Annotated in this window: 19 protein-coding genes and 1 tRNA gene; 18 read left to right on the top strand and 2 right to left on the bottom strand. The window is 72.2% G+C overall.

Translation table 11 applies throughout. The features are described 5' to 3' along the window. The first annotated feature begins 108 nt into the window (after nucleotides 1-108). The 14 genes from ABD714_RS15890 (at nucleotide 109) to ABD714_RS15825 (ending at nucleotide 13,004) form a co-directional block, all read left to right on the top strand. Entirely contained in the window at nucleotides 109-783 is a 675-nt protein-coding gene (locus tag ABD714_RS15890; protein WP_344813370.1) for a 50S ribosomal protein L25/general stress protein Ctc, read from the top strand. A 3-nt stretch (nucleotides 784-786) separates the two neighbouring features. Next, complete coding sequence (gene pth / locus ABD714_RS15885) at nucleotides 787-1,374, top strand: aminoacyl-tRNA hydrolase (RefSeq protein WP_344813369.1); 588 nt, start codon at nucleotides 787-789, stop codon at nucleotides 1,372-1,374. A gap of 441 nt (nucleotides 1,375-1,815) precedes the next feature. Then, nucleotides 1,816-5,406 (top strand): transcription-repair coupling factor, encoded by a 3,591-nt coding sequence (mfd, locus tag ABD714_RS15880; RefSeq protein WP_344813368.1) that lies wholly within the window; start codon nucleotides 1,816-1,818, stop codon nucleotides 5,404-5,406. 41 nt (nucleotides 5,407-5,447) lie between these two features. Beyond that, nucleotides 5,448-5,852 (top strand): (deoxy)nucleoside triphosphate pyrophosphohydrolase, encoded by a 405-nt coding sequence (locus tag ABD714_RS15875; protein ID WP_344813367.1) that lies wholly within the window; start codon nucleotides 5,448-5,450, stop codon nucleotides 5,850-5,852. 559 nt (nucleotides 5,853-6,411) lie between these two features. After that, nucleotides 6,412-6,987, top strand: a complete 576-nt coding sequence (locus tag ABD714_RS15870) for a SurA N-terminal domain-containing protein (RefSeq protein WP_344813366.1) — start codon at nucleotides 6,412-6,414, stop codon at nucleotides 6,985-6,987. 49 nt (nucleotides 6,988-7,036) lie between these two features. Further along, nucleotides 7,037-7,654, top strand: coding sequence for a nucleoside triphosphate pyrophosphohydrolase (locus ABD714_RS15865; protein WP_344813593.1), 618 nt, complete (start codon nucleotides 7,037-7,039; stop codon nucleotides 7,652-7,654). A 10-nt stretch (nucleotides 7,655-7,664) separates the two neighbouring features. Next, entirely contained in the window at nucleotides 7,665-8,162 is a 498-nt protein-coding gene (locus ABD714_RS15860) for a hypothetical protein (protein WP_344813364.1), read from the top strand. Between the two features lie 118 nt (nucleotides 8,163-8,280). Further along, nucleotides 8,281-9,561 carry a phosphopyruvate hydratase gene (gene eno, locus ABD714_RS15855; RefSeq protein WP_344813363.1) on the top strand — a complete coding sequence of 427 codons (1,281 nt, stop codon included), beginning with the start codon at nucleotides 8,281-8,283 and terminating at the stop codon, nucleotides 9,559-9,561. Beyond that, nucleotides 9,561-10,280, top strand: coding sequence for an FtsB family cell division protein (locus tag ABD714_RS15850; protein ID WP_344813362.1), 720 nt, complete (start codon nucleotides 9,561-9,563; stop codon nucleotides 10,278-10,280). Before eno ends, ABD714_RS15850 begins: the two co-directional genes overlap by 1 nt. Nucleotides 10,281-10,326: 46 nt before the next feature. Beyond that, a complete protein-coding gene (locus tag ABD714_RS15845; RefSeq protein ID WP_344813361.1) occupies nucleotides 10,327-10,836 on the top strand; it encodes a DUF501 domain-containing protein in 510 nt (169 codons plus the stop codon). A gap of 9 nt (nucleotides 10,837-10,845) precedes the next feature. Continuing rightward, on the top strand, nucleotides 10,846-11,778 hold the full coding sequence (locus ABD714_RS15840) for a Ppx/GppA phosphatase family protein (RefSeq protein ID WP_344813360.1): 933 nt from the start codon (nucleotides 10,846-10,848) through the stop codon (nucleotides 11,776-11,778). Between the two features lie 36 nt (nucleotides 11,779-11,814). Continuing rightward, nucleotides 11,815-12,330 (top strand): glycine cleavage system transcriptional repressor, encoded by a 516-nt coding sequence (locus ABD714_RS15835; protein WP_344813359.1) that lies wholly within the window; start codon nucleotides 11,815-11,817, stop codon nucleotides 12,328-12,330. Further along, complete coding sequence (gene def / locus ABD714_RS15830) at nucleotides 12,327-12,887, top strand: peptide deformylase (protein ID WP_344813358.1); 561 nt, start codon at nucleotides 12,327-12,329, stop codon at nucleotides 12,885-12,887. Before ABD714_RS15835 ends, def begins: the two co-directional genes overlap by 4 nt. Before the next feature lie 43 nt (nucleotides 12,888-12,930). Next, a tRNA-Leu gene (locus ABD714_RS15825) sits at nucleotides 12,931-13,004 on the top strand. An 18-nt stretch (nucleotides 13,005-13,022) separates the two neighbouring features. Here the strand turns inward: ABD714_RS15825 and ABD714_RS15820 are convergent. After that, nucleotides 13,023-14,282 (bottom strand): MFS transporter, encoded by a 1,260-nt coding sequence (locus ABD714_RS15820; RefSeq protein ID WP_344813357.1) that lies wholly within the window; start codon nucleotides 14,280-14,282, stop codon nucleotides 13,023-13,025. A 116-nt stretch (nucleotides 14,283-14,398) separates the two neighbouring features. Here ABD714_RS15820 and ABD714_RS15815 point away from each other — a divergent pair, with 116 nt between their 5' ends. From ABD714_RS15815 to ABD714_RS15805, 3 genes are all read left to right on the top strand, one after another. Beyond that, complete coding sequence (locus ABD714_RS15815) at nucleotides 14,399-15,283, top strand: hypothetical protein (RefSeq protein ID WP_344813356.1); 885 nt, start codon at nucleotides 14,399-14,401, stop codon at nucleotides 15,281-15,283. Between the two features lie 97 nt (nucleotides 15,284-15,380). Next, nucleotides 15,381-16,199, top strand: coding sequence for a Bax inhibitor-1/YccA family protein (locus tag ABD714_RS15810; protein WP_344813355.1), 819 nt, complete (start codon nucleotides 15,381-15,383; stop codon nucleotides 16,197-16,199). 95 nt (nucleotides 16,200-16,294) lie between these two features. Beyond that, a complete protein-coding gene (locus tag ABD714_RS15805; protein ID WP_344813354.1) occupies nucleotides 16,295-17,665 on the top strand; it encodes a cystathionine beta-synthase in 1,371 nt (456 codons plus the stop codon). A gap of 150 nt (nucleotides 17,666-17,815) precedes the next feature. Here the strand turns inward: ABD714_RS15805 and ABD714_RS15800 are convergent, their stop codons facing one another. Next, complete coding sequence (locus ABD714_RS15800) at nucleotides 17,816-18,496, bottom strand: NUDIX hydrolase (RefSeq protein WP_344813353.1); 681 nt, start codon at nucleotides 18,494-18,496, stop codon at nucleotides 17,816-17,818. Between the two features lie 63 nt (nucleotides 18,497-18,559). On the opposite strand from ABD714_RS15800, the gene ABD714_RS15795 reads away from it, so the two are divergent. Then, the gene (locus ABD714_RS15795) at nucleotides 18,560-19,765 is read left to right on the top strand and encodes an Nramp family divalent metal transporter (protein ID WP_344813352.1); all 1,206 of its coding nucleotides are present in this window, start codon (nucleotides 18,560-18,562) and stop codon (nucleotides 19,763-19,765) included. Nucleotides 19,766-19,768: the final 3 nt, after the last annotated feature.

Genomic DNA, 19,768 nt, shown 5'->3' with positions numbered 1-19,768 from the left:
CGAGGTTGCCTGGGCGAGGGTCGATGTCGACCGTGATCGACGAGGTGGATCTGAGCTCCTGGTCCGGGCCGCGCTGTTCTGCCAGACATCCCATCAAGGAGTTCGTTCGTGCCCGAGGTCAAGCTCACAGCCGAATTGCGCACCGAGTTCGGTAAGGGCGCTGCCCGCCGGATCCGCCGCGCCCACAAGGTCCCCGCCGTTCTCTACGGTCACGGCACCGACCCCATCCACATCACCCTGCCGGGCCACGAGACGCTGCTCGCTCTGCGTCAGGCCAACGCCCTGCTGTCGATCGAGGTCGACGGTGGTTCCCAGCTCGCCCTCCCCAAGCAGGTGCAGCGCGACCCGATCAAGCACACGATCGAGCACGTCGACCTGGTCCTGGTGCGTCGCGGCGAGAAGGTCACCGTCGACATCCCCGTGCTGATCGAGGGCGAGGCCGCTCCGGACACCCTGATCGACGTGATCGCCAACACCGTGTCCGTCGAGGCCGAGGCCACGCACATCCCGCAGCAGATCGTCGTGTCCGTGGAGGGTCTGGAGGCCGGCACGCAGATCACTGCGGCCGACCTCAAGCTGCCCGAGGGCTCGACCGTCCAGCTGGACGCCGAGGCTCTGGTCGTCAACATCACCAACGCCCCGACGGCGGCCGACATCGAGGCCGAGCTGGCCGAGGCCGAGGCCGAGGTCGGCATCGAGCCGACGCTGGCTGAGGGCACCGAGGACGCCGAGGGTTCCGAGGACGAGGCTGCCGAGGGCGCTGAGGCGTCCGACGAGTCCTGATCCGTGTCCGGATGGCTGGTGGTCGGGCTCGGTAACCCGGGCCCGACCTACGCCGGTCACCGCCACAACGTCGGCTACCTGGTGGCCGACCTGCTGGCGGACCGGCTCGGGGCGCGCTTCGGCGCGCCCAAGGGCCTGCGGACCGAGCTGGCGGAGGGGCGGGTCGGTCCGATCGGCCCCGACTCGGTCAAGCTCGCGGTGATGAAGCCGCGGACCTACATGAACGAGCTCGGCGGACCGGTCAGCGGGGTGCTGTCCTACTTCGGGTGGTCTCCCGACCACCTGATCGCGATCCACGACGAGTTGGACATCGACCCCGGTCAGATCCGGGTCAAGTTCGGCGGCGGCGACAACGGCCACAACGGGCTGAAGTCCATCCGCCGCTCCCTCGGCGGCTCGGGGGACTACTTCCGGGTCCGGGTCGGCGTGGGCCGCCCGCCGGGGCGGCAGGACCCGGCGGACTTCCTGCTGTCGAACTTCTCCGCGGTGGAGAAGAAGGACCTGGGCGTCGAGATCGAGCGGGCCGCCGACGCGGTCGAGTCCCTGGTGACGGTCGGGCTGGAACGGACGCAGTCCGCGTTCAACTCCTGAGAGGCTCGGCGTGCGCGCGGGCACGCCGCGTGCTCCGACCGTGGTCAGGGAACGTACAGCGCACGGCCCGTCCCGACGAGCGGGAGCCGCCTGCGGTCGAAAAGAGCACGGCCTTTCCTGGCGGGCGGAAGCCGTTCGTGGTCGGACAACGCACGCGCGGGCGGACGGGGTTCGAGCCGCCTCAGCTGTCGGCGGAGCCGAGTACGGTGGCCGGTGACTCGGACAGGCCCGTCGTGACCCGTTCCCCTTGTCCTCCCGATCCCTCCTGCACTCCCGAGAGGTTCCACCCGTGACTGAGTCTGATTGTCGCGCTCCGCGCTCCGGGGTCACTGGCTGCACAGGATCGCGCTCGTTCGTCCGGATCGGGAACGACGCGGCGTCTTTCTCCACTGGTGGGCGTGTCGCCCCCGATCCCTCCTGCACTCCCGAGAGGCTCCACCCGTGACCCTGGCCGGTCTCGTCGAACTGTTCGCCACCGATCCCACCGTCACCGAGGCGATCGGTGACGCGCGCTCGCGTACGCTTCCGGCCCTCGACCTGACCTCGCCGCCGGCCATGCGCTCCCTGCTGGCCGCCGCGCTGGCGGCCTCCCCCGACGACGGCGGCAGCGGGCGCCCGGTGCTGCTGGTCGCCTCCACCTACCGCGAGGCCGAGTCCCTGGCCGCGGCCTGCCGCTCGTTGGTGGGGGAGGAGGAGGTCGCCTACTACCCGGCCTGGGAGACGCTCCCGCACGAGCGGCTCAGCCCGCGCTCCGACACCGTCGGCCGCCGGCTCGCGGTGCTCCGTCGCCTGGTCGGCAACGACGAGCTCCCGGCTCCCAGGATCGTCGTGGCGCCGGTCCGCAGCGTGCTGCAACCCCAGGTGAAGGGTCTGGGGCACATGGCCCCCGTCCGGCTGGTCGTCGGCCATGACATCGATCTCGACGACCTGGCCCAGGCGCTGGTGGGGGCGGCGTACGGGCGGGTCGACATGGTCGAGCGGCGGGGCGAGTTCGCCGTCCGCGGCGGCATCGTCGACATCTTCCCGCCGACCGAGGAGCACCCGGTCCGGATCGACTTCTTCGGCGACACCATCGAGGAGATCCGCTACTTCACCGTCGCCGACCAGCGGTCCTCCGATCTCACCCTGACCGAGGTGATCGCCTCCCCCTGCCGCGAGCTGCTGCTCACCGACGACGTGCGCCAGCGGGCGTTCACCCTGTCCCAGCAGCACCCCGAGCTGATCGACATGCTTGACCGGATCGCCCAGGGTCACGCCGTCGACGGCATGGAGGCGCTGTCCCCGGTGCTGGTCGACGGGATGGAGCTGCTCATCGACGTGCTCCCGGCCGACACCCACGTGCTCGTCTGCGACCCCGAGCTGGTTCGCGGGCGGGCGATCGACCTGGTCAAGACGTCGGAGGAGTTCCTGCACGCCTCCTGGGCCGCGGCCGCCGGCGGCGGTCAGGCCCCGATCGACCTGGGCGCCTCGTCGTACCAGCCGCTCGCCGACGTCCGGGCCGCCGCCCTGGCCCGGGGTCTGGCCTGGTGGACGCTGTCGCCGTTCAGCGCCGGTCCGGCCGAGGACGAGAACACCGTCATCCGTACCGACGACGGCGAGGTCGTCGACTTCCGAACCGTCGTGTCCAGCCGCGGCGTGGAGTCGCGGACCATCGCCGGGCACGCCCAGGACACCTACCGGGGCGAGGTCGAGGCGGCGATCGCCGAGATCGGGCGTCGGCTGGCCGACGACTGGCGGGTCGTGCTCACCGCCGAGGGCAAGGGCATGACCGACCGGATGGCCGAGGTGCTCACCGAGCACGAGCACCCGGTGCGGGTCGTGGACCGGCTCGACGAGCCCCCGACCGCCGGGGTGGCCACCGTCGTGCTCGGCGATCTGCCGCACGGCTTCGTCGCCGACCGGATCAAGCTGGCCCTGTTCACCGCCGGTGACCTCTCCGGGCAGCGCACTGCCGACAAGGCCACCCGGAAGATGCCGGTCCGGCGCAAGAACACGATCGACCCGCTGGAGCTCACCGCCGGCGACGCCGTGGTCCACAACCAGCACGGCGTCGGCCGCTACGTGGAGATGGTGCAGCGCAGCGTGGCCGGTTCGGTCCGGGAGTACCTGGTGATCGAGTACGCCGCCTCCAAGCGCGGTCAGCCGGGTGACCGGCTCTACGTCCCGATGGACTCGCTGGACCAGGTCACCCGCTACGTCGGAGGCGAGAACCCGACCCTGGACAAGATGGGTGGCGCCGACTGGTCCAAGCGCAAGGGCCGGGCCCGCAAGGCCGTCCGCGAGATCGCCGGCGAGCTGATCAAGCTGTACGCCGCCCGACAGGCGTCCCGTGGCCACGCCTTCGGCCCCGACACCACCTGGCAGCGGGAGCTGGAGGACGCGTTCAGCTTCGTCGAGACCCCCGACCAGCTGGCGGCGATCGACGAGGTCAAGCACGACATGGAGCAGATCGTGCCGATGGACCGGCTGATCTGCGGCGACGTCGGCTACGGCAAGACCGAGATCGCCGTCCGCGCCGCGTTCAAGGCGGTGCAGGACGGCAAGCAGGTCGCGGTGCTGGTGCCCACGACGTTGCTCGTCCAGCAGCACTACAACACCTTCGCCGACCGCTACTCCGGGTTTCCCGTCAACGTCGCGCCGCTCAGCCGGTTCCAGACCGCTGCAGAGTCCAAGGCGACCAAGGAGGGGGTCGCCGACGGCAAGGTCGACGTGATCGTGGGCACCCACCGGCTGCTCAGCGGCGAGATCCAGTTCAAGGACCTCGGTCTGGTGATCATCGACGAGGAGCAGCGCTTCGGCGTCGAGCACAAGGAGCAGCTCAAGCGGCTGCGGATGGACGTCGACGTGCTGGCCATGTCGGCCACACCCATCCCGCGGACCCTGGAGATGGCCATCACCGGCATCCGGGAGATGAGCACCATCACCACCCCGCCGGAGGAGCGCCACCCGGTGCTCACCTTCGCCGGTCCGTACGACGAGGCGCAGCTGACCGCCGCCATCCGCCGCGAGCTGCTGCGCGAGGGTCAGGTGTTCTACATCCACAACCGGGTGCAGAGCATCGACAAGGTGGCCAAGAAGCTGGCCGAGCTGGTGCCCGAGGCCAGGGTGGTCACCGCCCACGGCCAGATGGGGGAGCAGCGCCTGGAGCAGGTGATGGTCGACTTCTGGGAGCGGCGGGCCGACGTGCTGGTCTGCACGACCATCGTGGAGGCGGGGTTGGACATCAACACGGCCAACACGCTGCTGATCGAGCGGGCCGACCTGCTCGGTCTGTCCCAGCTGCACCAGCTCCGCGGCCGGGTCGGGCGCGGTCGGGAGCGCGGTTACGCCTACTTCTTCTATCCCCCGGACAAGCCGCTGACCGAGACCGCGCACGACCGGCTGGCGACCATCGCCGCCCACACCGATCTCGGTTCGGGCATGGCGGTGGCCATGAAGGACCTGGAGATCCGTGGCGCGGGCAACATGCTCGGCGGCGAGCAGTCCGGTCACATCGCCGACGTCGGCTTCGACCTCTACATCCGGCTGGTCGGTGAGGCTGTGGCGGAGTTCCGGGGTCAGGACACCGAGCCCGAGGCCGACGTGCGGATCGAGCTGCCGATCACCGCGCACCTGCCCGAGGACTACGTCGAGTCGGAGCGGCTGCGGCTGGAGATGTACAAGCGGCTGGCCGAGGTGCGGTCCGCGACCGACATCGAGGCCGTACGGGAGGAGCTGGCGGACCGCTACGGGCCGCTGCCGACCGCTGTGGAGACGCTGCTCGATGTGGCCCGCTTCCGGTTGCACGCCCGGGCGGCCGGACTGACCGACATCGTCAGCAGCGGCAACTACATCCGGTTCGCCCCCGCCGACCTGCTCGAGTCGCGCCAGCTGCGGCTCAAGCGCCTCTACCCGGGCTCGGTGATCAAGGACACGGCGAAGCTGATCCTGGTGCCACGACCGCGCTCGAAGACGATCGGGGGCGAGCCGCCCAAGGACGGCGAGCTGCTGGCCTGGTGCACCGCGGTGATCACCTCGGTCTTCGGGAGCTGAGCGCGACGGTCGGGCCGACGGAAGGGCCTCGGCGGCTGGTGGTGGCCGCGGCGATCGTGGACGATCTCGTCCGGCCGACGCGGGTGCTGGCCGCGCGGCGGACCGGACCGCCCGCGCTGGCCGGCCGGTGGGAGTTCCCCGGTGGCAAGGTCGAGTCCGGCGAGGACCCGGTGGCCGCCCTGCATCGGGAGCTCGCCGAGGAGCTGGGCGTCACGGTGAGCCTCGGGACCGAGCTAGGCCCCGACGCCGCCGAGGGACGCTGCTGGCCGCTCACCGAGACCCTGGAGATGCGCCTCTGGCTGGCTGTCGTGGCCGGGGGAGAGATCGCCGACTCGACCGACCACGACCAGCTGCGATGGGTGGGCTCGGCCGACCTCGGGCAGCTGGACTGGCTGACCGGCGACCGTGCCGCGGTCGCTGCGCTGACACTCCTGATGACCGCCTGATCTGTCCGGTCGGCGTGCTCTGCCCGACGGAGCGCGGGTGGGCTGGCGGCCTCGCCGGATCCGAAGATTCCGTCAGTCGACGGAGTGTTCGGGACCTGGGGCCGGCGTCGGCCGGAGAAGTCGTCGGGTGACGGAGTGTTCGGGACCTGGGACCTGGGACCTGGGGCCGGCGTCGGCCGGAGAAGTCGTCGGGTGACGGAATGTACGGCACAGGGGTCCGCTGTCGGCCGGAGAAGTCGTCGGGTGACGGAATGTTCGGGACCTGGGGCCGGCGTCGGCCGGAGAAGTCGTCGGGTGACGGAGTGTTCGGCGCCTGGGGCCGGCGTCGGCCGGAGAAGTCGTCGGGTGACGGAATGTTCGGGCCCTGGGGTCGCCGTCGGCCGGAAAAAGCCGTCGGGTGACGGAATGTTCGGCACCCCGGGGACCGCCCCTCTGTCGCCTACCCGACGCATCACGCCGTCATGCGCGAGGTCGGAGGGTGGTGGGCGGGGTCCCGTATGATCGCCGACGAGATCATCCGGCAGGACCGTGCGCTCGCGCGGTGGTGAGGAGTTCGACGGTGGACGAGGCTGCGCAGCCTGCGACGAGGACGGGCGGACGTCGCCGGACGACGCTCCGCAGTCGAGCACCCCGCGCGGCGGTCGCGGGTGCCCTGGCGGGTCTGGCTCTGCTCACCTCGGCCTGCGGTCTCAGCGGCTCGCCGAGCACCGTGGCGTACGTCGGCGACTCCCGGGTCACCCAGAGCCAGCTCGACAGCGCGCTGTCCGGGGTGCAGCAGACGCTGCAGGCAGGGCAGCAGGTGTCGTCGGCGGCGGTGGTCAACGTGATGATCCACGGCGCCCTGGCCGACGAGATCGCCCAGACCAACGGCATCGCCATCACCGACGCCCAGCGGGACACGGTGATCAAGGGCAGCAACCTCGCCGCCCTGCTCGACGTGCCGGACGCGAAGCCGATCGCGTACGACCTCGCCGACCAGCAGCTGGTGGCCGAGGCCGTCGGCTCGGAGGCCTACCTGAAGGCCGTCCAGGGCATCGAGGTCGAGCTGAACCCTCGCTTCGGGGTCCTCGACCCCACGCAGAAGATCATCGCCGACGGGCAGTCGTCGTCGCTCTCGCTGCCCGCCGGCAGCTGACCCGCCGCCGGTGACCGCTCCGTCGGAGCTCGAGCGGCTCGTCGCCGTGATGAGCACCCTGCGGGCGCAGTGCCCGTGGGACTCCCAGCAGACCCACCGGAGCCTTGTTCCCTACCTGGTGGAGGAGACCTGCGAGGTGGTGGAGGCCGTCGAGGGGCTGCCGGGGGAGACCGTGGGCGGGGCCGGGCCGGCCGCCGCGCACCTGCAGGAGGAGCTCGGCGACCTGCTCCTCCAGGTGGTGTTCCACGCCGAGCTGGCGAGCGAGGCGGCTGACGGGTTCGACCTCGACGACGTGGCGGCGGGAATCAGCGACAAGCTGGTCCGTCGGCACCCGCACGTGTTCGCCGCCGAGACCGCGCCCGCCGACCTGCACGGCGTGTGGGAGCAGCGCAAGGCGGCCGAGAAGGGCAGGACGTCCGCCCTGGAAGGGATTCCCGAGCGGTTGTCGGCCCTGAGCCGAGCGAGCAAGATCATCGGCCGGTCCCGTTCGCACCGGGTTCCGCTGTCGCTGCCCACCGAGCCGATCCAGGCGGCCGCGCTCGGCCACCAGATCCTGGACCTCGTGGCGCGGGCGCAGGCCAGTGGCCTCGACGCCGAGCAGGCCGTCCGGGAAGCCGTCCGCGATCTCGAGGCCGAAGTCCGTACGACTGAGACCGCCGCGACATAGTCTGGCGAGCATGAGCGAGCCTCCGTACGGGCCGCCGTACCGTCCGAACCAGCCGCCCTACCCGCCGCAGCAGGGACCAGGGCCGCAGCGGCCGGTCACGCGCCAGCCCTACCCGCCCCAGCCCTATCCGCCGCAGCGGCCGCACCGGCACGCGGACGTCGAGACGAGCTCCCAGGTCCGGGCCGCGATGGCCGCCCGGGCCGAGCTGGGTCCCGACTACGACGACGCGATCGCGGCCGGACTGGCCGACCGGGTGGAGGAGCTGGTCGCCTACCGGACCGCCGAGCTGCGGCACACCGACGACGCGGCCAAGGAGGACCGCGCCGACGTCCGCCGCGGCAACTCCCACCGGTTCGTGCTCGGCATCGTCTCCCTCGGTGCCGGCATCCCGGTCAGCGCGATCTCGGCCAGCTACGCCGAGCTCCCCGGCTTGATGGTGGCCTGGGCGGGCATCGTCGGGGTGAACGCGGTCTTCGCCTGGGGTAACCGCTCCCGACGCCGAACGTGAACTCCCGCCCCGCCCCGCCCGGCCTCGTCGGTGCCGCGGACTCGCGCCGATAGGGTGGGACCGACAATCTCCAGGTCCGGCGCTCCGTGCGCCCGGCCGGTACGGAAGGCAGTTCGACGTGGCAAGTATTGAGTTCATCGGTGCCCGCGAGATCCTCGACTCCCGCGGCAACCCCACGGTTGAGGTCGAGGTCATCCTGGACGACGGTTCGGAAGGTCGCGCGGCGGTGCCGTCGGGCGCCTCCACCGGCGCCTTCGAGGCCGTCGAGCTGCGGGACGGCGACAAGGGCCGTTACGGCGGCAAGGGCGTGACCAAGGCCGTCCTCGGCGTGCTCGACCAGCTCGGTCCGGAGCTGCTGGGCTACGACGCCAGCGAGCAGCGGCTGATCGACCAGGCCATGCTGGACCTGGACGGCACCGACAACAAGGCCAAGATCGGCGCCAACGCGATCCTGGGGGTCTCGCTCGCGGTCGCGCACGCGGCGGCCAGCTCGGCCGACCTGCCGCTCTACCGCTACGTCGGTGGCCCCAACGCCCACGTGCTGCCGGTGCCGATGATGAACATCATCAACGGCGGCTCGCACGCCGACTCCGACGTGGACGTGCAGGAATTCATGATCGCCCCGATCGGCGCGGCCACCTTCCGCGAGGCCCTCGAGATGGGCGCGAACGTCTACCACTCGCTGAAGAGCGTGCTGAAGAAGCAGGGCCTGTCCACCGGCCTGGGCGACGAGGGCGGCTTCGCCCCCAACCTGCCGGCCAACGTCGCCGCGCTGGAGCTGATCTCCACCGCCGTCGAGGGCACCGGACTGAAGCTGGGCAGCGACATCGCCCTGGCGCTCGACGTGGCCAGCACCGAGTTCTTCGGCAACGACACCTACCGGTTCGAGGGCCGCGAGCTCTCGGCCGACGAGATGACCGACATCTACACCCAGTGGATCGACGCCTTCCCGATCGTCTCCATCGAGGACCCGCTGGCCGAGGACGACTGGGCCGGTTGGAGCGCCCTGGTGAACAAGATCGGCGACAAGGTGCAGGTGGTCGGCGACGACCTGTTCGTCACCAACGTGACCCGGCTGCAGCGTGGCATCGACGAGCGCGCCGCCTCGGCCCTGCTGGTCAAGGTCAACCAGATCGGTTCGCTGACCGAGACGCTGGACGCGGTGACGATGGCCCAGCGGGCCGGCTTCGCCTGCATGATGAGCCACCGTTCCGGCGAGACCGAGGACACCACGATCGCCGACCTGGCCGTCGCCACCAACTGCGGGCAGATCAAGTCCGGCGCTCCGGCCCGGACCGACCGGGTGGCCAAGTACAACCAGCTGCTGCGGATCGAGGAGGACCTCGACGACGCAGCCCGCTACGCCGGAGCTGCCGCCTTCCCGAGGTTCACGGCCTGATGCCCGCGGGCCCACGGCCGACCGCGCGTCCGGGTGCAGGTCCCGGGCGCGGTCGGCCGCGCGCCCGGGCCGGTTCTCGCCCGGCCAAGGACACCGGTGCGGCGAACGGGAAGCCCCGCGACGAGGCGACGACCGGGACGACCGGCGCGGCGTCTCCGCGCTCGGCTGCCGCCGCCCCGGGGGGAACCAGGACCGGCGTCTCACCGCCCAAGCCCGCCGCGGGTTCCGGCAAGCGGAAGCTGTCCCGCAGCTCCAGCCTGACCACCCGGGCGCTGGCGCTCGCCGTGGTGATCTTGATGCTGACCATCTCGTACGCCAACAGCCTCCGGATCTACTTCGCTCAGTCCCACGAGGTGGCCGCGACCAGGGCCGAGATCGCCGATCGTGAGGCCCGGATCGGGGATCTGCAGACCGAGCTGAACCGCTGGAACGACCCGGCCTTCGTGAAGCTGCAGGCCCGGACCCGGCTCGGCTGGGTGGTCCCGGGCGAGATCGGGTTCACGGTGGTCGACGCCGACGGCAGACCTCTCGGCGGTGGGCAGCAGCTCGCCGCCGGTGAGAAGACCGGGGACGACCGCCCACCGGAGTCTTGGTACACGCGCCTGTGGGGTTCCGTGGAGACCGCCGACAAGCCCGCCGCCCCGCCCGAGCCGGATCCGGGCGACGCGAAGCCGATCACCGAGAAGAACGTCGACGACGCCTCGTCGACCCCTCGCTGAGCGCCCTCCTCACCCCCGCAACCCGACTGACGACTGACGACCTGACGTGACGATCGAGCTCCTGAGTGCGGCCGACGAGGTCGTCGTGACCGAGCAGCTCCAGCGACGTCCCCGCGGCGTGGTCGGGGTCGCCTACCGGTGTCCGAGCGGGCACCCGGGTGTCGTGGCCACCCTGCCGCGGCTGCCCGACGGCACGCCGTTCCCGACCACCTTCTACCTGACCTGTCCGCGCGCCGTCTCGGCCTGCTCCACGCTGGAGGCCTCCGGGGTGATGACCGACCTGACCGACCGGCTCGGGACCGACCCGGTGCTGGCCGCGCACTACGCGCAGGCCCACCGGGCGTACCTGTCGGCGCGCGCCGAGATCGCCGCCGGCACGACCGGTGAGGTGACCGAGGTCGCGGCCGTCTCCGCCGGTGGGATGCCGAACCGGGTGAAGTGCCTGCACGCCCTGCTCGGGCACGCGCTGGCCGCCGGACCGGGGGTCAACCCGATCGGTGACCTCACGCTCCAGCTGATCCGGGAGCGCTGGCCGTTCCCCTGCACGGATGCCTGACGGGGGCCGATGAGCCACCGCGTCGCCGCGATCGACTGCGGCACCAACTCGTTCCGGCTGCTGGTCGCCGAGCCCGGAGCCGACGGCGGGCTGGTCGAGCTGACCCGAGAGCTGAGGATCGTCCGGCTGGGCCAGGGGGTGGACGCCACCGGTGAGCTGCACCCCGAGGCCCTGGCCCGTACCTTCACCGCCGCCGAGGACTACGCCGACCAGCTGCGGGCGTACGGCGTTCCCCCGGAGCGCCGGAGGCTGGTGGCGACGTCGGCGGCCCGGGACGCGCGCAACACCGCCGCCTTCGTCGCGGGCATGGAGGCTCGGCTCGGCGTGCGCCCCGAGGTGATCACCGGCGCCGAGGAGGCCCGGCTGTCGTTCGTCGGCGCGCTCAGCGGCGTGCGGGTGGCCGACGCGGGACCGGTGCTGGTGATGGACATCGGCGGCGGATCGACCGAGCTCGTCCGGGGGGAGGCGTCGGGCGCCATCGCGCAGGCGGTGTCGCTCGACATCGGCTCGGTCCGGCTGACCGAGCGGTTCGGACTGGTCGGCCCCTGGGCGGCCGAGTCCCGGGCGGCCGCCACGGCGTACGTGGACGGGCTGCTGGCTCCCGTCGGTGACCTGCTCGAAGGCGTGGTCACCTGGATCGGCGTGGCCGGGACCGTGACCACGGTGTCGGCCCTGGTCCAGGGACTGGCCGCGTACGACCGGGCCCGGGTGCACGGGTCGACAGTGGGGGCCGCCGAGCTCGCCCGCCTGCTGGACCGGCTGGCCGGGCTGACGGCCGCGCAGATCCGCGGACTCGGGGCGATGGAGCCCGGTCGGGCCGATGTGATCACGGCGGGCACCCTGATCGCCGACCGGATCGCCCGCCGGGTCACCCGATCGATGCTGGTCAGCGAGAGCGACATCCTCGACGGCGTCGCTCTGGACCTGCTCGCCGGTGGTTGAGGGGTCAGCAGTCGCAGCACCTGGCACAATGCCCGGGTGACGTACCTGGCCATCACCGTCGTCGGGCACGATCGGCCGGGCATCATCGCGCAGGCGGCCGACGCGCTCGCCGACAGCGGCATGAACCTCGAGGACTCCTCGATGACGCTCCTGCGGGGTCACTTCGCCATGACGTTGATCTGCGCCGGTGGCGCTTCCGTGGCCGACGTCGAGAGGGCCCTGGCACCGTTGGCCGACGGGTCGCTGACCGTCGACGTGCGCGAGCTGTCTGCCGGCGGGGAACCTCGCTCGTCCGGCGGCGGCACCCACCTGGTCACCGTTCACGGAGCCGACCGGCTCGGCATCGTCGCGCGCCTCGCCAGCGTCGTGGCCGCCGCCGGGGGCAACATCACCGACCTGACCACGCGGTTGGCCGGCGATCTCTACGTGCTGCTGGCGGAGGTCGATCTCGACCCCGCGGCGAGCGAGCGTCTCGAAGCCGAGCTGGCTGCGGTGGCGGCCGAGCTCGGTGTCGGTGTCACCCTGCGGGCCGTGGAGCGCGACGAGCTGTGATCGAGCTTCCCACCCTGCCCGAGGGCCGGGTGCGGGACGTCGTCCGCGCCCCTGCTGCCGTGCTGGCCGCCCCCGGGTCGCCGGTCGATCCCGCCGACGAGGCCGTCGTGCAGCTGTGCGCCGACCTGGTGGCGACCATGCGCGTCTCGCCCGGCTGCGTCGGACTGGCCGCCCAGCAGGTGGGCGTCGCCGCCCGGGCCTTCTGCGTCGACGTGTCCCAGCACCCCAAGACCCGGACCTGTCACGGTCTGATCGTGCTGGTCAACGCCGAGCTGGTGGCGTCGTCGAAGAACGAGAAGGGCCGCGAGGGCTGCATGTCGGTGCCTGACCTGACCGGTGACGTGAAGCGGGCGACCCGCGCGACCGTTCGCGGTCAGCTGCCGGTGACGGGCGAGACGGTGGAGATCGTGACCGACGCCTTCGAGGCCCGAGCCCTCCAGCACGAGCTCGACCACTGCCAGGGACTGCTGTTCCTCGATCGGGTGGCCGGCGCGCACGCGCTCTACGCCCGCAAGGTCTACCTGGACGCGCCGGTCGAGGACGACGGCGCCGGCTGACCCCCGCCGGGTCCGTCGGACGCACTAGCATCGCCCGGACCGGGCCCCCGTAGCCCAACCGGCAGAGGCAGGCGGCTTAAACCCGCCCGAGTGTGGGTTCGAGTCCCACCGGGGGCACCTGTCCTGCCGCGCCGGTCAGCGACGCGACCCCCGGGTCAGTCCCCCCACCGACGCCGCCACCACGACCACGATCGGCAGCAGCAGGCCCCAGGCGAGTCCGGTGTAGCCGACGAAGGCCAGCACCGGCCCCGACAGCGCTCCTCCGAGGGCACCGGCCAGGTTCATGGCCAGGTCGCCGCGGCCCTGCAGCCGGACCCGGTGGGCGGCGGGCGCGGCGTCGTTGAGCAGGGCGGAGCCGGCCACCGTGGAGGCGCTCCAGCCCAGGCCCAGCAGGATCAACCCGGTGACCACCAGCCGCTGGTCGTGGGAGCCGAGGGCGGTGACCAGTGCGGCGAAGACGAGCATCGCCTGACCGAGCAGGATCGTCGGGACCCGGCCGAGCCGGTCGGACATGATGCCGAACACCGGCGACAGGGCGAACATCCCGGCGATGTGCAGACTGAGGGTCAGTCCGACGACCGACAGCGACGCCCCGCCGTGCATCAGGTGGACCGGGGTCATGGCCATCAGCGCCACCATCGTCGCGTGGCTCAGCGCGGTGGCCAGGATGGCCAACCGGACCAGGCCGAGATCGCCCGGGGGCGACGGCGGACCGATCCGGCCCGCCGGTCCATCGGACCCGACGACCGGTGCCGCGTCCAGCGCGAGCTGCTTGGCCACGGTCAGCGGATCGGGGCGCAGGAAGGACGCGTACGCCGCCGCCGCCACCAGCTGGGCCGCCACGGCGAAGACGAAGACCCCGGAGAAGGGTGGCAGGCCGAGTGCGCGGCCGACGATCTCGCCCGGCTCGGCCAGGTTCGGTCCGATCACCGCACCGACAGTGGTCGACCACACGACCAGCGACAGGTCGCGGCCGCGGGTCCGTGGCTCGGCGAGGTCGGTGGCGGCGAACCGGGACTGCAGCGCCGCGGCGGTGGCCGCCCCCGCTCCGGCCAACCCGAGGAACAGGATCAGCACCGTCCCGAGCGCCATGCCCAGCACGCACAGCGCCACCCCGGCGGCGGCGATCAGGGCCGCGGTGCTCAGCGAGATCCGGCGGCCACGGCGATCGGCCAGCCGGGCCAGCGGGATGGCCAGCAACGCCGCCCCGAGCGTGCTCATGGTGGCAGCCATCCCCGACCAGCTCTCGCCGGCCAGGGCGTTGGCCGCCAGCGCGCCGACGCTCAGCGCGGCCCCCGTCCCCAACCCACCGAGGATCTGGCCGGCGGCGAGCAGCCCGAGGGTCCGCCGGCGCAGCGCGGCCAGGTCGACGCCGGGCACGGTCTGCGTGGTCACGAGTCGGGAGCGTAGGGCAGTGGACCGACAGCCGGCAGCCGGACCGTTGCCGCAGGGCGACGGGATCCCGCCAATCACCCCTCGCGCGCGAGGGGTGCCGGTGCGACGATGCGGGAGTGCGGGTGCATCCCAGGCTGTCGGCGACCTGTCTGGGGCTCGCCCTGACCCTGGGCTCGCTGTGGTGGAGCGCGGCGTCGACGTACGTGGTCCTGCACGACGACGCCCGGTTCGTCGGTGCGCTGACCCAGGCTCTCGACCACCCGTCCGTACGGGCGCAGCTGGGGGAGTGGACCGGGACCGCTTTCGACCAGGCCGCCCGCCTGGCCGGGGACCCGAAGCAGACCAGGTCCGCGCAGCGGGCCGTCCGGCAGCTGCAGGCGGCGATCACCTCCACCGCTCCGCTCGAGCCGCTCGTCAGCGCGGTGACCGGGGTCGTCGTCGCCACCCGCGACACCGCTGTCGGTCAGCTGGATGCGCAGGCCACCCCCAAGTCCGAGGTCCGGGCCGACGTCGCGCCGCTGCTCGCGCTCGCCGGGGTCACCGTGGACAAGGCGACGGCCAGGGCGATGGGTCTCTCGGTGACGAAGGGGCACCTCACCCTGCCCCTGCTGACCGGGGAGCAGCTCGACCTGCTGCAGCACCGGTACGACTGGCTGCTGCTGATCCGTCGGTGGGCCGGCTGGGTGGGTCTCGTCCTGCTCGCGGTGTCGGTCGCCACCTCCCGGCTCCCGCTGCGGACGCTCGCCGTGGCCAGTGGCCTCGTCGCGGTGATCGCCCTCGTCCTGCCGCGGCTGCTCGCGTACGGGCAGGGGCGGGCCGCCGCGACCGAGCTGGGTGGGCTGGTCGCCCCGTTGCTGGCTGCCGCTGCCGGTCGGGTGGCCACCGTGGGGGTGCCGGTGGCCGTGGTCGGCGGGCTGCTCGCACTCGGTCTCGGTGCGCTCCAGATCCTGCTGCTGCGCCGGCGGGGTGGTGGCCGCCGGCCGTTCGAGTCCGAGTCTTAACCGATTCGTACCTGTGGAACACGGGGCGCGTCGACGTCGTTGCGTAGACTGATGGGAGGCACCACCGCGGTGCCCCACAGCAGGAGGACCTTTACCTATGTTGCGCAGTTCGAACCCGATCCTCTCCAAGCAGGACGCGTTCACACCCGCAGCTCCCCAGCAGTACGGTCAGAACCCGTACGGTCAGCAGTCGCCGTACGCCCCGCAGCAGCCGGGCTACGGACAGCCGCCGGTGGGCACCGACGCACGGATGACGTTCGACGACGTCATCACCAAGACCGCGCTGGTGATGGGTGTGCTGGTCGTCTCCGCCGCCCTGGCGTGGATGTTCGTGCCGCCGGCGCTGTACATGCCCGCCCTGATCCTGTCGGGTCTGGTCGGCTTCGGCGTGGTGCTGCTCGTCTCGTTCCGCCGCGTGATCTCGCCGCCGATGGTGTTCCTGTACGCCGCGATCGAGGGCGTCTTCATCGGCATGTTCAGCAACATCTTCAACTCGATCTACCCGGGCATCGTGGTCCAGGCCGTGATCGGCACCTTCGCGGCGGCCGGCGTGACCCTGGCGGCGTACCGGTTCTTCAACATCAAGGTGACGCCGAAGTTCCAGAAGGTCGTCATCATCGCCACCATCGCGTTCGCGGTGGCCATGCTGATCAACTTCGTGGCAGCCCTGCTCGGCTTCAACCTGGGTCTCCGCGACGGGGGCACGGGCCCGGTCAGCCTGCTGGCCGTCGCCTTCTCGGTCCTCGGCTGCGTGCTCGCTGTCCTCAACCTGGTCCTCGACTTCGACTACATCGAGCGCGGTGTCGAGATGGGGGCCCCGGCCAGCGAGTCGTGGCGCGGCGCCTTCGGTCTGACCGTGACGATGGTCTGGCTGTACGTCGAGATCCTGCGGCTGCTGTCCTACATCCGCCGCTGACGCGCTCCTGAACGACAACGAGACCGCTCGCCCCCGAACGGGGGCGAGCGGTCTCGTCGTTTCTCGCGGGGGGAGCCGCGGCTAGGCTCAGCGCCGTGGAGTACGTGACGTCGCTCATCGACCTGGTCGGTAACACCCCGCTCGTGCAGCTGACCCGGGTCACCGGGGACCTCAAGCCGCTGGTGCTGGCCAAGGTGGAGTACCTGAACCCCGGTGGCTCGGTGAAGGACCGGATCGCGGTCAGGATGGTCGAGGCGGCCGAGCAGGAAGGGCTGCTGAGGCCCGGCGGCACCATCGTCGAGCCGACCAGCGGCAACACCGGGGTCGGGTTGGCCATCGTCGCCCAGGCGCGGGGCTATCACTGCGTCTTCGTCTGCCCCGACAAGGTCAGCGAGGACAAGCGCAACGTGCTGGCCGCGTACGGGGCCCGGGTGGTGGTGTGCCCGACCGCCGTGGAGCCTGATCACCCGGACTCCTACTACTCGGTCTCCGACCGGCTGGTCCGCGAGATCGACGGGGCCTGGAAGCCCGACCAGTACTCCAACCCGAACAACCCCGCCAGCCACTACGAGTCGACCGGTCCGGAGATCTGGCGCCAGACCGAGGGCCGGATCACCCACTTCGTGGCCGGCATCGGCACCGGCGGCACCATCAGCGGCACCGGCCGCTACCTCAAGGACGTGTCCGACGGACGCGTCCAGGTGATCGGGGCCGACCCGTCCGGCTCGGTCTATTCCGGCGGCAGCGGCCGGCCCTACCTGGTCGAGGGGGTCGGCGAGGACTTCTGGCCGGCCAACTACGACCCGGAGGTCTGCGACCAGATCATCGAGGTCTCCGACGGCGACTCGTTCGCGATGACCCGGCGGCTGGCCCGTGAGGAGGGGCTGCTGGTCGGCGGTTCCTGCGGCATGGCCACCGTGGCCGCGCTGCGGGCGGCCGCGCAGATCGACGACCCGGACGCCGTCGTCGTCGTGCTGCTGCCCGACTCCGGCCGGGGCTACCTGACCAAGGTGTTCAGCGACGAGTGGCTCACCCGCTACGGCTTCGGCCCGCCGCACGAGGACGGTGGCCGTACGGTCGGCGACGTGCTGCGGGAGAAGTCCGGGGACCTGCCCTCCCTGGTGCACACCCACCCCGGCGAGACGATCGCGGAGGCGGTGGAGATCCTCCGCGAGTACGGCGTCTCCCAGATGCCCGTGGTCCGGGCCGAGCCTCCGGTGATGGCCGCCGAGGTGGTGGGCTCGGTCAGCGAGCGGGGTCTGCTGGGTGCGCTGTTCGGACGCCGGTCGCGGCCCGCCGACGCCGTCGAGTCGGTGATGGAGTCCAGCCTGCCGGTGCTCGGCGCGAGCGAGCCGGTGAGCAAGGCGATCGAGCTGCTGGTCGACACCGACGCGCTCCTGGTCCTGGACGACGGCAAGCCCACCGGTGTGCTGACCCGCCAGGACCTGCTCGCCGACGTCGGCTGACCGGCCGCGGCACGGACGCGCCGAGCTGACGCAGCGCGGCGTGCGTGCGGCCGCCCTGGTCGCGCCCGAGTGCGTCGAAGTCAGCTCGACCTGGCTCCCCGGCAGCCCGATCACGGCGTGTCGCGCGCGCTCGCCCTGCGTTCGACGCCGTCAGCGCGGAAGCAGCTGGGCCAGCGCCTCGCGCCAGTTGGCCGTCCAGCTGACCGACCGCCAGCGGTCCAGCTCGACCCAGCGCGCGTCGGCGGTGGTGCCGCCCACGTCGAGCACCCGCGGGTCCTCCGGCTCGGCGCAGGTCGCGCGGTAGACCAGCCGGACGGCGTGGAAGTCCTCGGCCCGCCCGCTCGGGCTGCGCCCGACCCAGTGCGACGACTGCACGGCCACCAGCGCGCCCAGCTCGACGTCCTGGGCGGTCTCCTCGTGCACCTCTCGCACCACGGCGGCGCCGGGTTCCTCGCCGGGGTCGATGCCGCCCCCCGGCATCCCCCAGCGGCCGTCCACCGCCGTTCGCGACGAGTACTGGGTGGCCAGCAGCCCGCGGGTCGACACCACGACCGCGTACGCGGCCACGCGCTGCCGGGCCACCGGCTGCTCGCCCTCGCCCAGGGCCAGGCCGGCGTCGCGGCCCGCCCGCCGCTGACCGGGTCGTGCCTCGTCGGCGACCGGCCGGACCGCGAACCGCAGCACCAGCTCCCCGCCGGCGTCGCGTTCGGCGTCCAGGGGTCTCTCGATCACGAACCCGAGGTCGTACGCCACCAGCGTGGGGTCGCTGCCGTGAGGGAGGGGAACCGCGAACCGCTCGTCGCCCGACGCCTCGACCCCGCGCAGCTCCATCCCCCTATCTTCGCGCCTCACCGCACCGGTGCCGTACGGTGGCGCACCGACCCAGGAGGCCCGATGCACCGACGGCACGTCCCGCGGGCCGGCCTGCGTACCCTCGCGCTGGCCGTGATGGCCGCGATCGCCTACGTCGACCCCGGGAACTTCGCGGTCAACGTGGCCGCCGGGGCCGAGCACGGCTACACGCTGGTCTGGGTGGTCGTGGGGGCGAGCCTGACGGCATCGGTGGTGCAGTACCTGGCCGCCAAGCTCGGCATCGCCACCGGGCGGAGCCTGGCCGAGAACTGCCGCGAGCGCTACGGCAGGGGGTGGCGGCGACTGCTCTGGTTGCAGGCCGAGCTCGTCGTCATCATGACCGACCTGGCCGAGCTGGTCGGTGGGGCGTTCGCGCTCTACCTGCTGTTCGGCATCCCGCTGGTCTGGGGTGCGTTGATCGTGGCCGTCTTCGGGTTCGTGCTGCTGGCGCTGCGGGTCCGGGGTCACGAGGGCTTCCGGCCCGTGCTGCTGGCGCTGTTCGCGTTGATCGTGGCCCTGCTGGTGGGCGAGCTGGTCATCGCCGGAGTGGACGGACCGGCCTTCGCGCGCGGTCTCGTCCCGCGCCCGCTGGACGGCTCGGCCGCGCTGCTGGCGGTCGGCATCATCGGAGCCACCGTGATGCCGCACGCCCTGCACTTCCACTCGGCGGTGGCCCGCGAGGACAGCCACCCGGAGGACGCCGTCAAGCTCGCGGCGGCCGGGCGGGCCCGCCGGGCCATCGCCCTGGCCATGTCGCTCGCCGCCCTGGCGAACGTCTCGCTCGTGCTGATCGCCGCCCGGCTGCCCACCGAGGCCGCCGGTGGCCTCGGCGAGGCGTACGCCGCCATCGGTGCGGTGCTGGGGCAGGTCGCGGCCGTCGGCTTCGGCCTGGCGCTGCTCGCCTCGGGCCTGTCCTCGACGATCGTCGGCATCTACACCGGTCAGGTGGTGATGCAGGGCTTCTGGACCCGTCCCCTCTCGCTCTGGCTGCGTCGGCTGCTGGCCGTGGTGCCGCCCCTGGGCATCCTGCTGGCCGGCGTCGACCCGACCACCGCCCTGGTGCTCAGTCAGGTGGTGCTGTCGTTCGGTCTGCCGCTCAACCTGCTGCCGCTGGTGCTGCTCACCTCGCGGCGGTCGGTGATGGGCCGGCTGGTCAACCGCCCCCTGACCACCGTCGTGGCGGCGTCGGCCACGGCGGTCATCGTGGTGCTGGACGCCTACCTGCTGGTCGACCTCTTCGGCGGCTGACGC

This window comes from Microlunatus aurantiacus, from assembly GCF_039536605.1.
In the GTDB taxonomy this organism is placed as follows: domain Bacteria; phylum Actinomycetota; class Actinomycetes; order Propionibacteriales; family Propionibacteriaceae; genus Microlunatus; species Microlunatus aurantiacus.
This window is presented reverse-complemented; position numbering and strand designations above follow the sequence as displayed.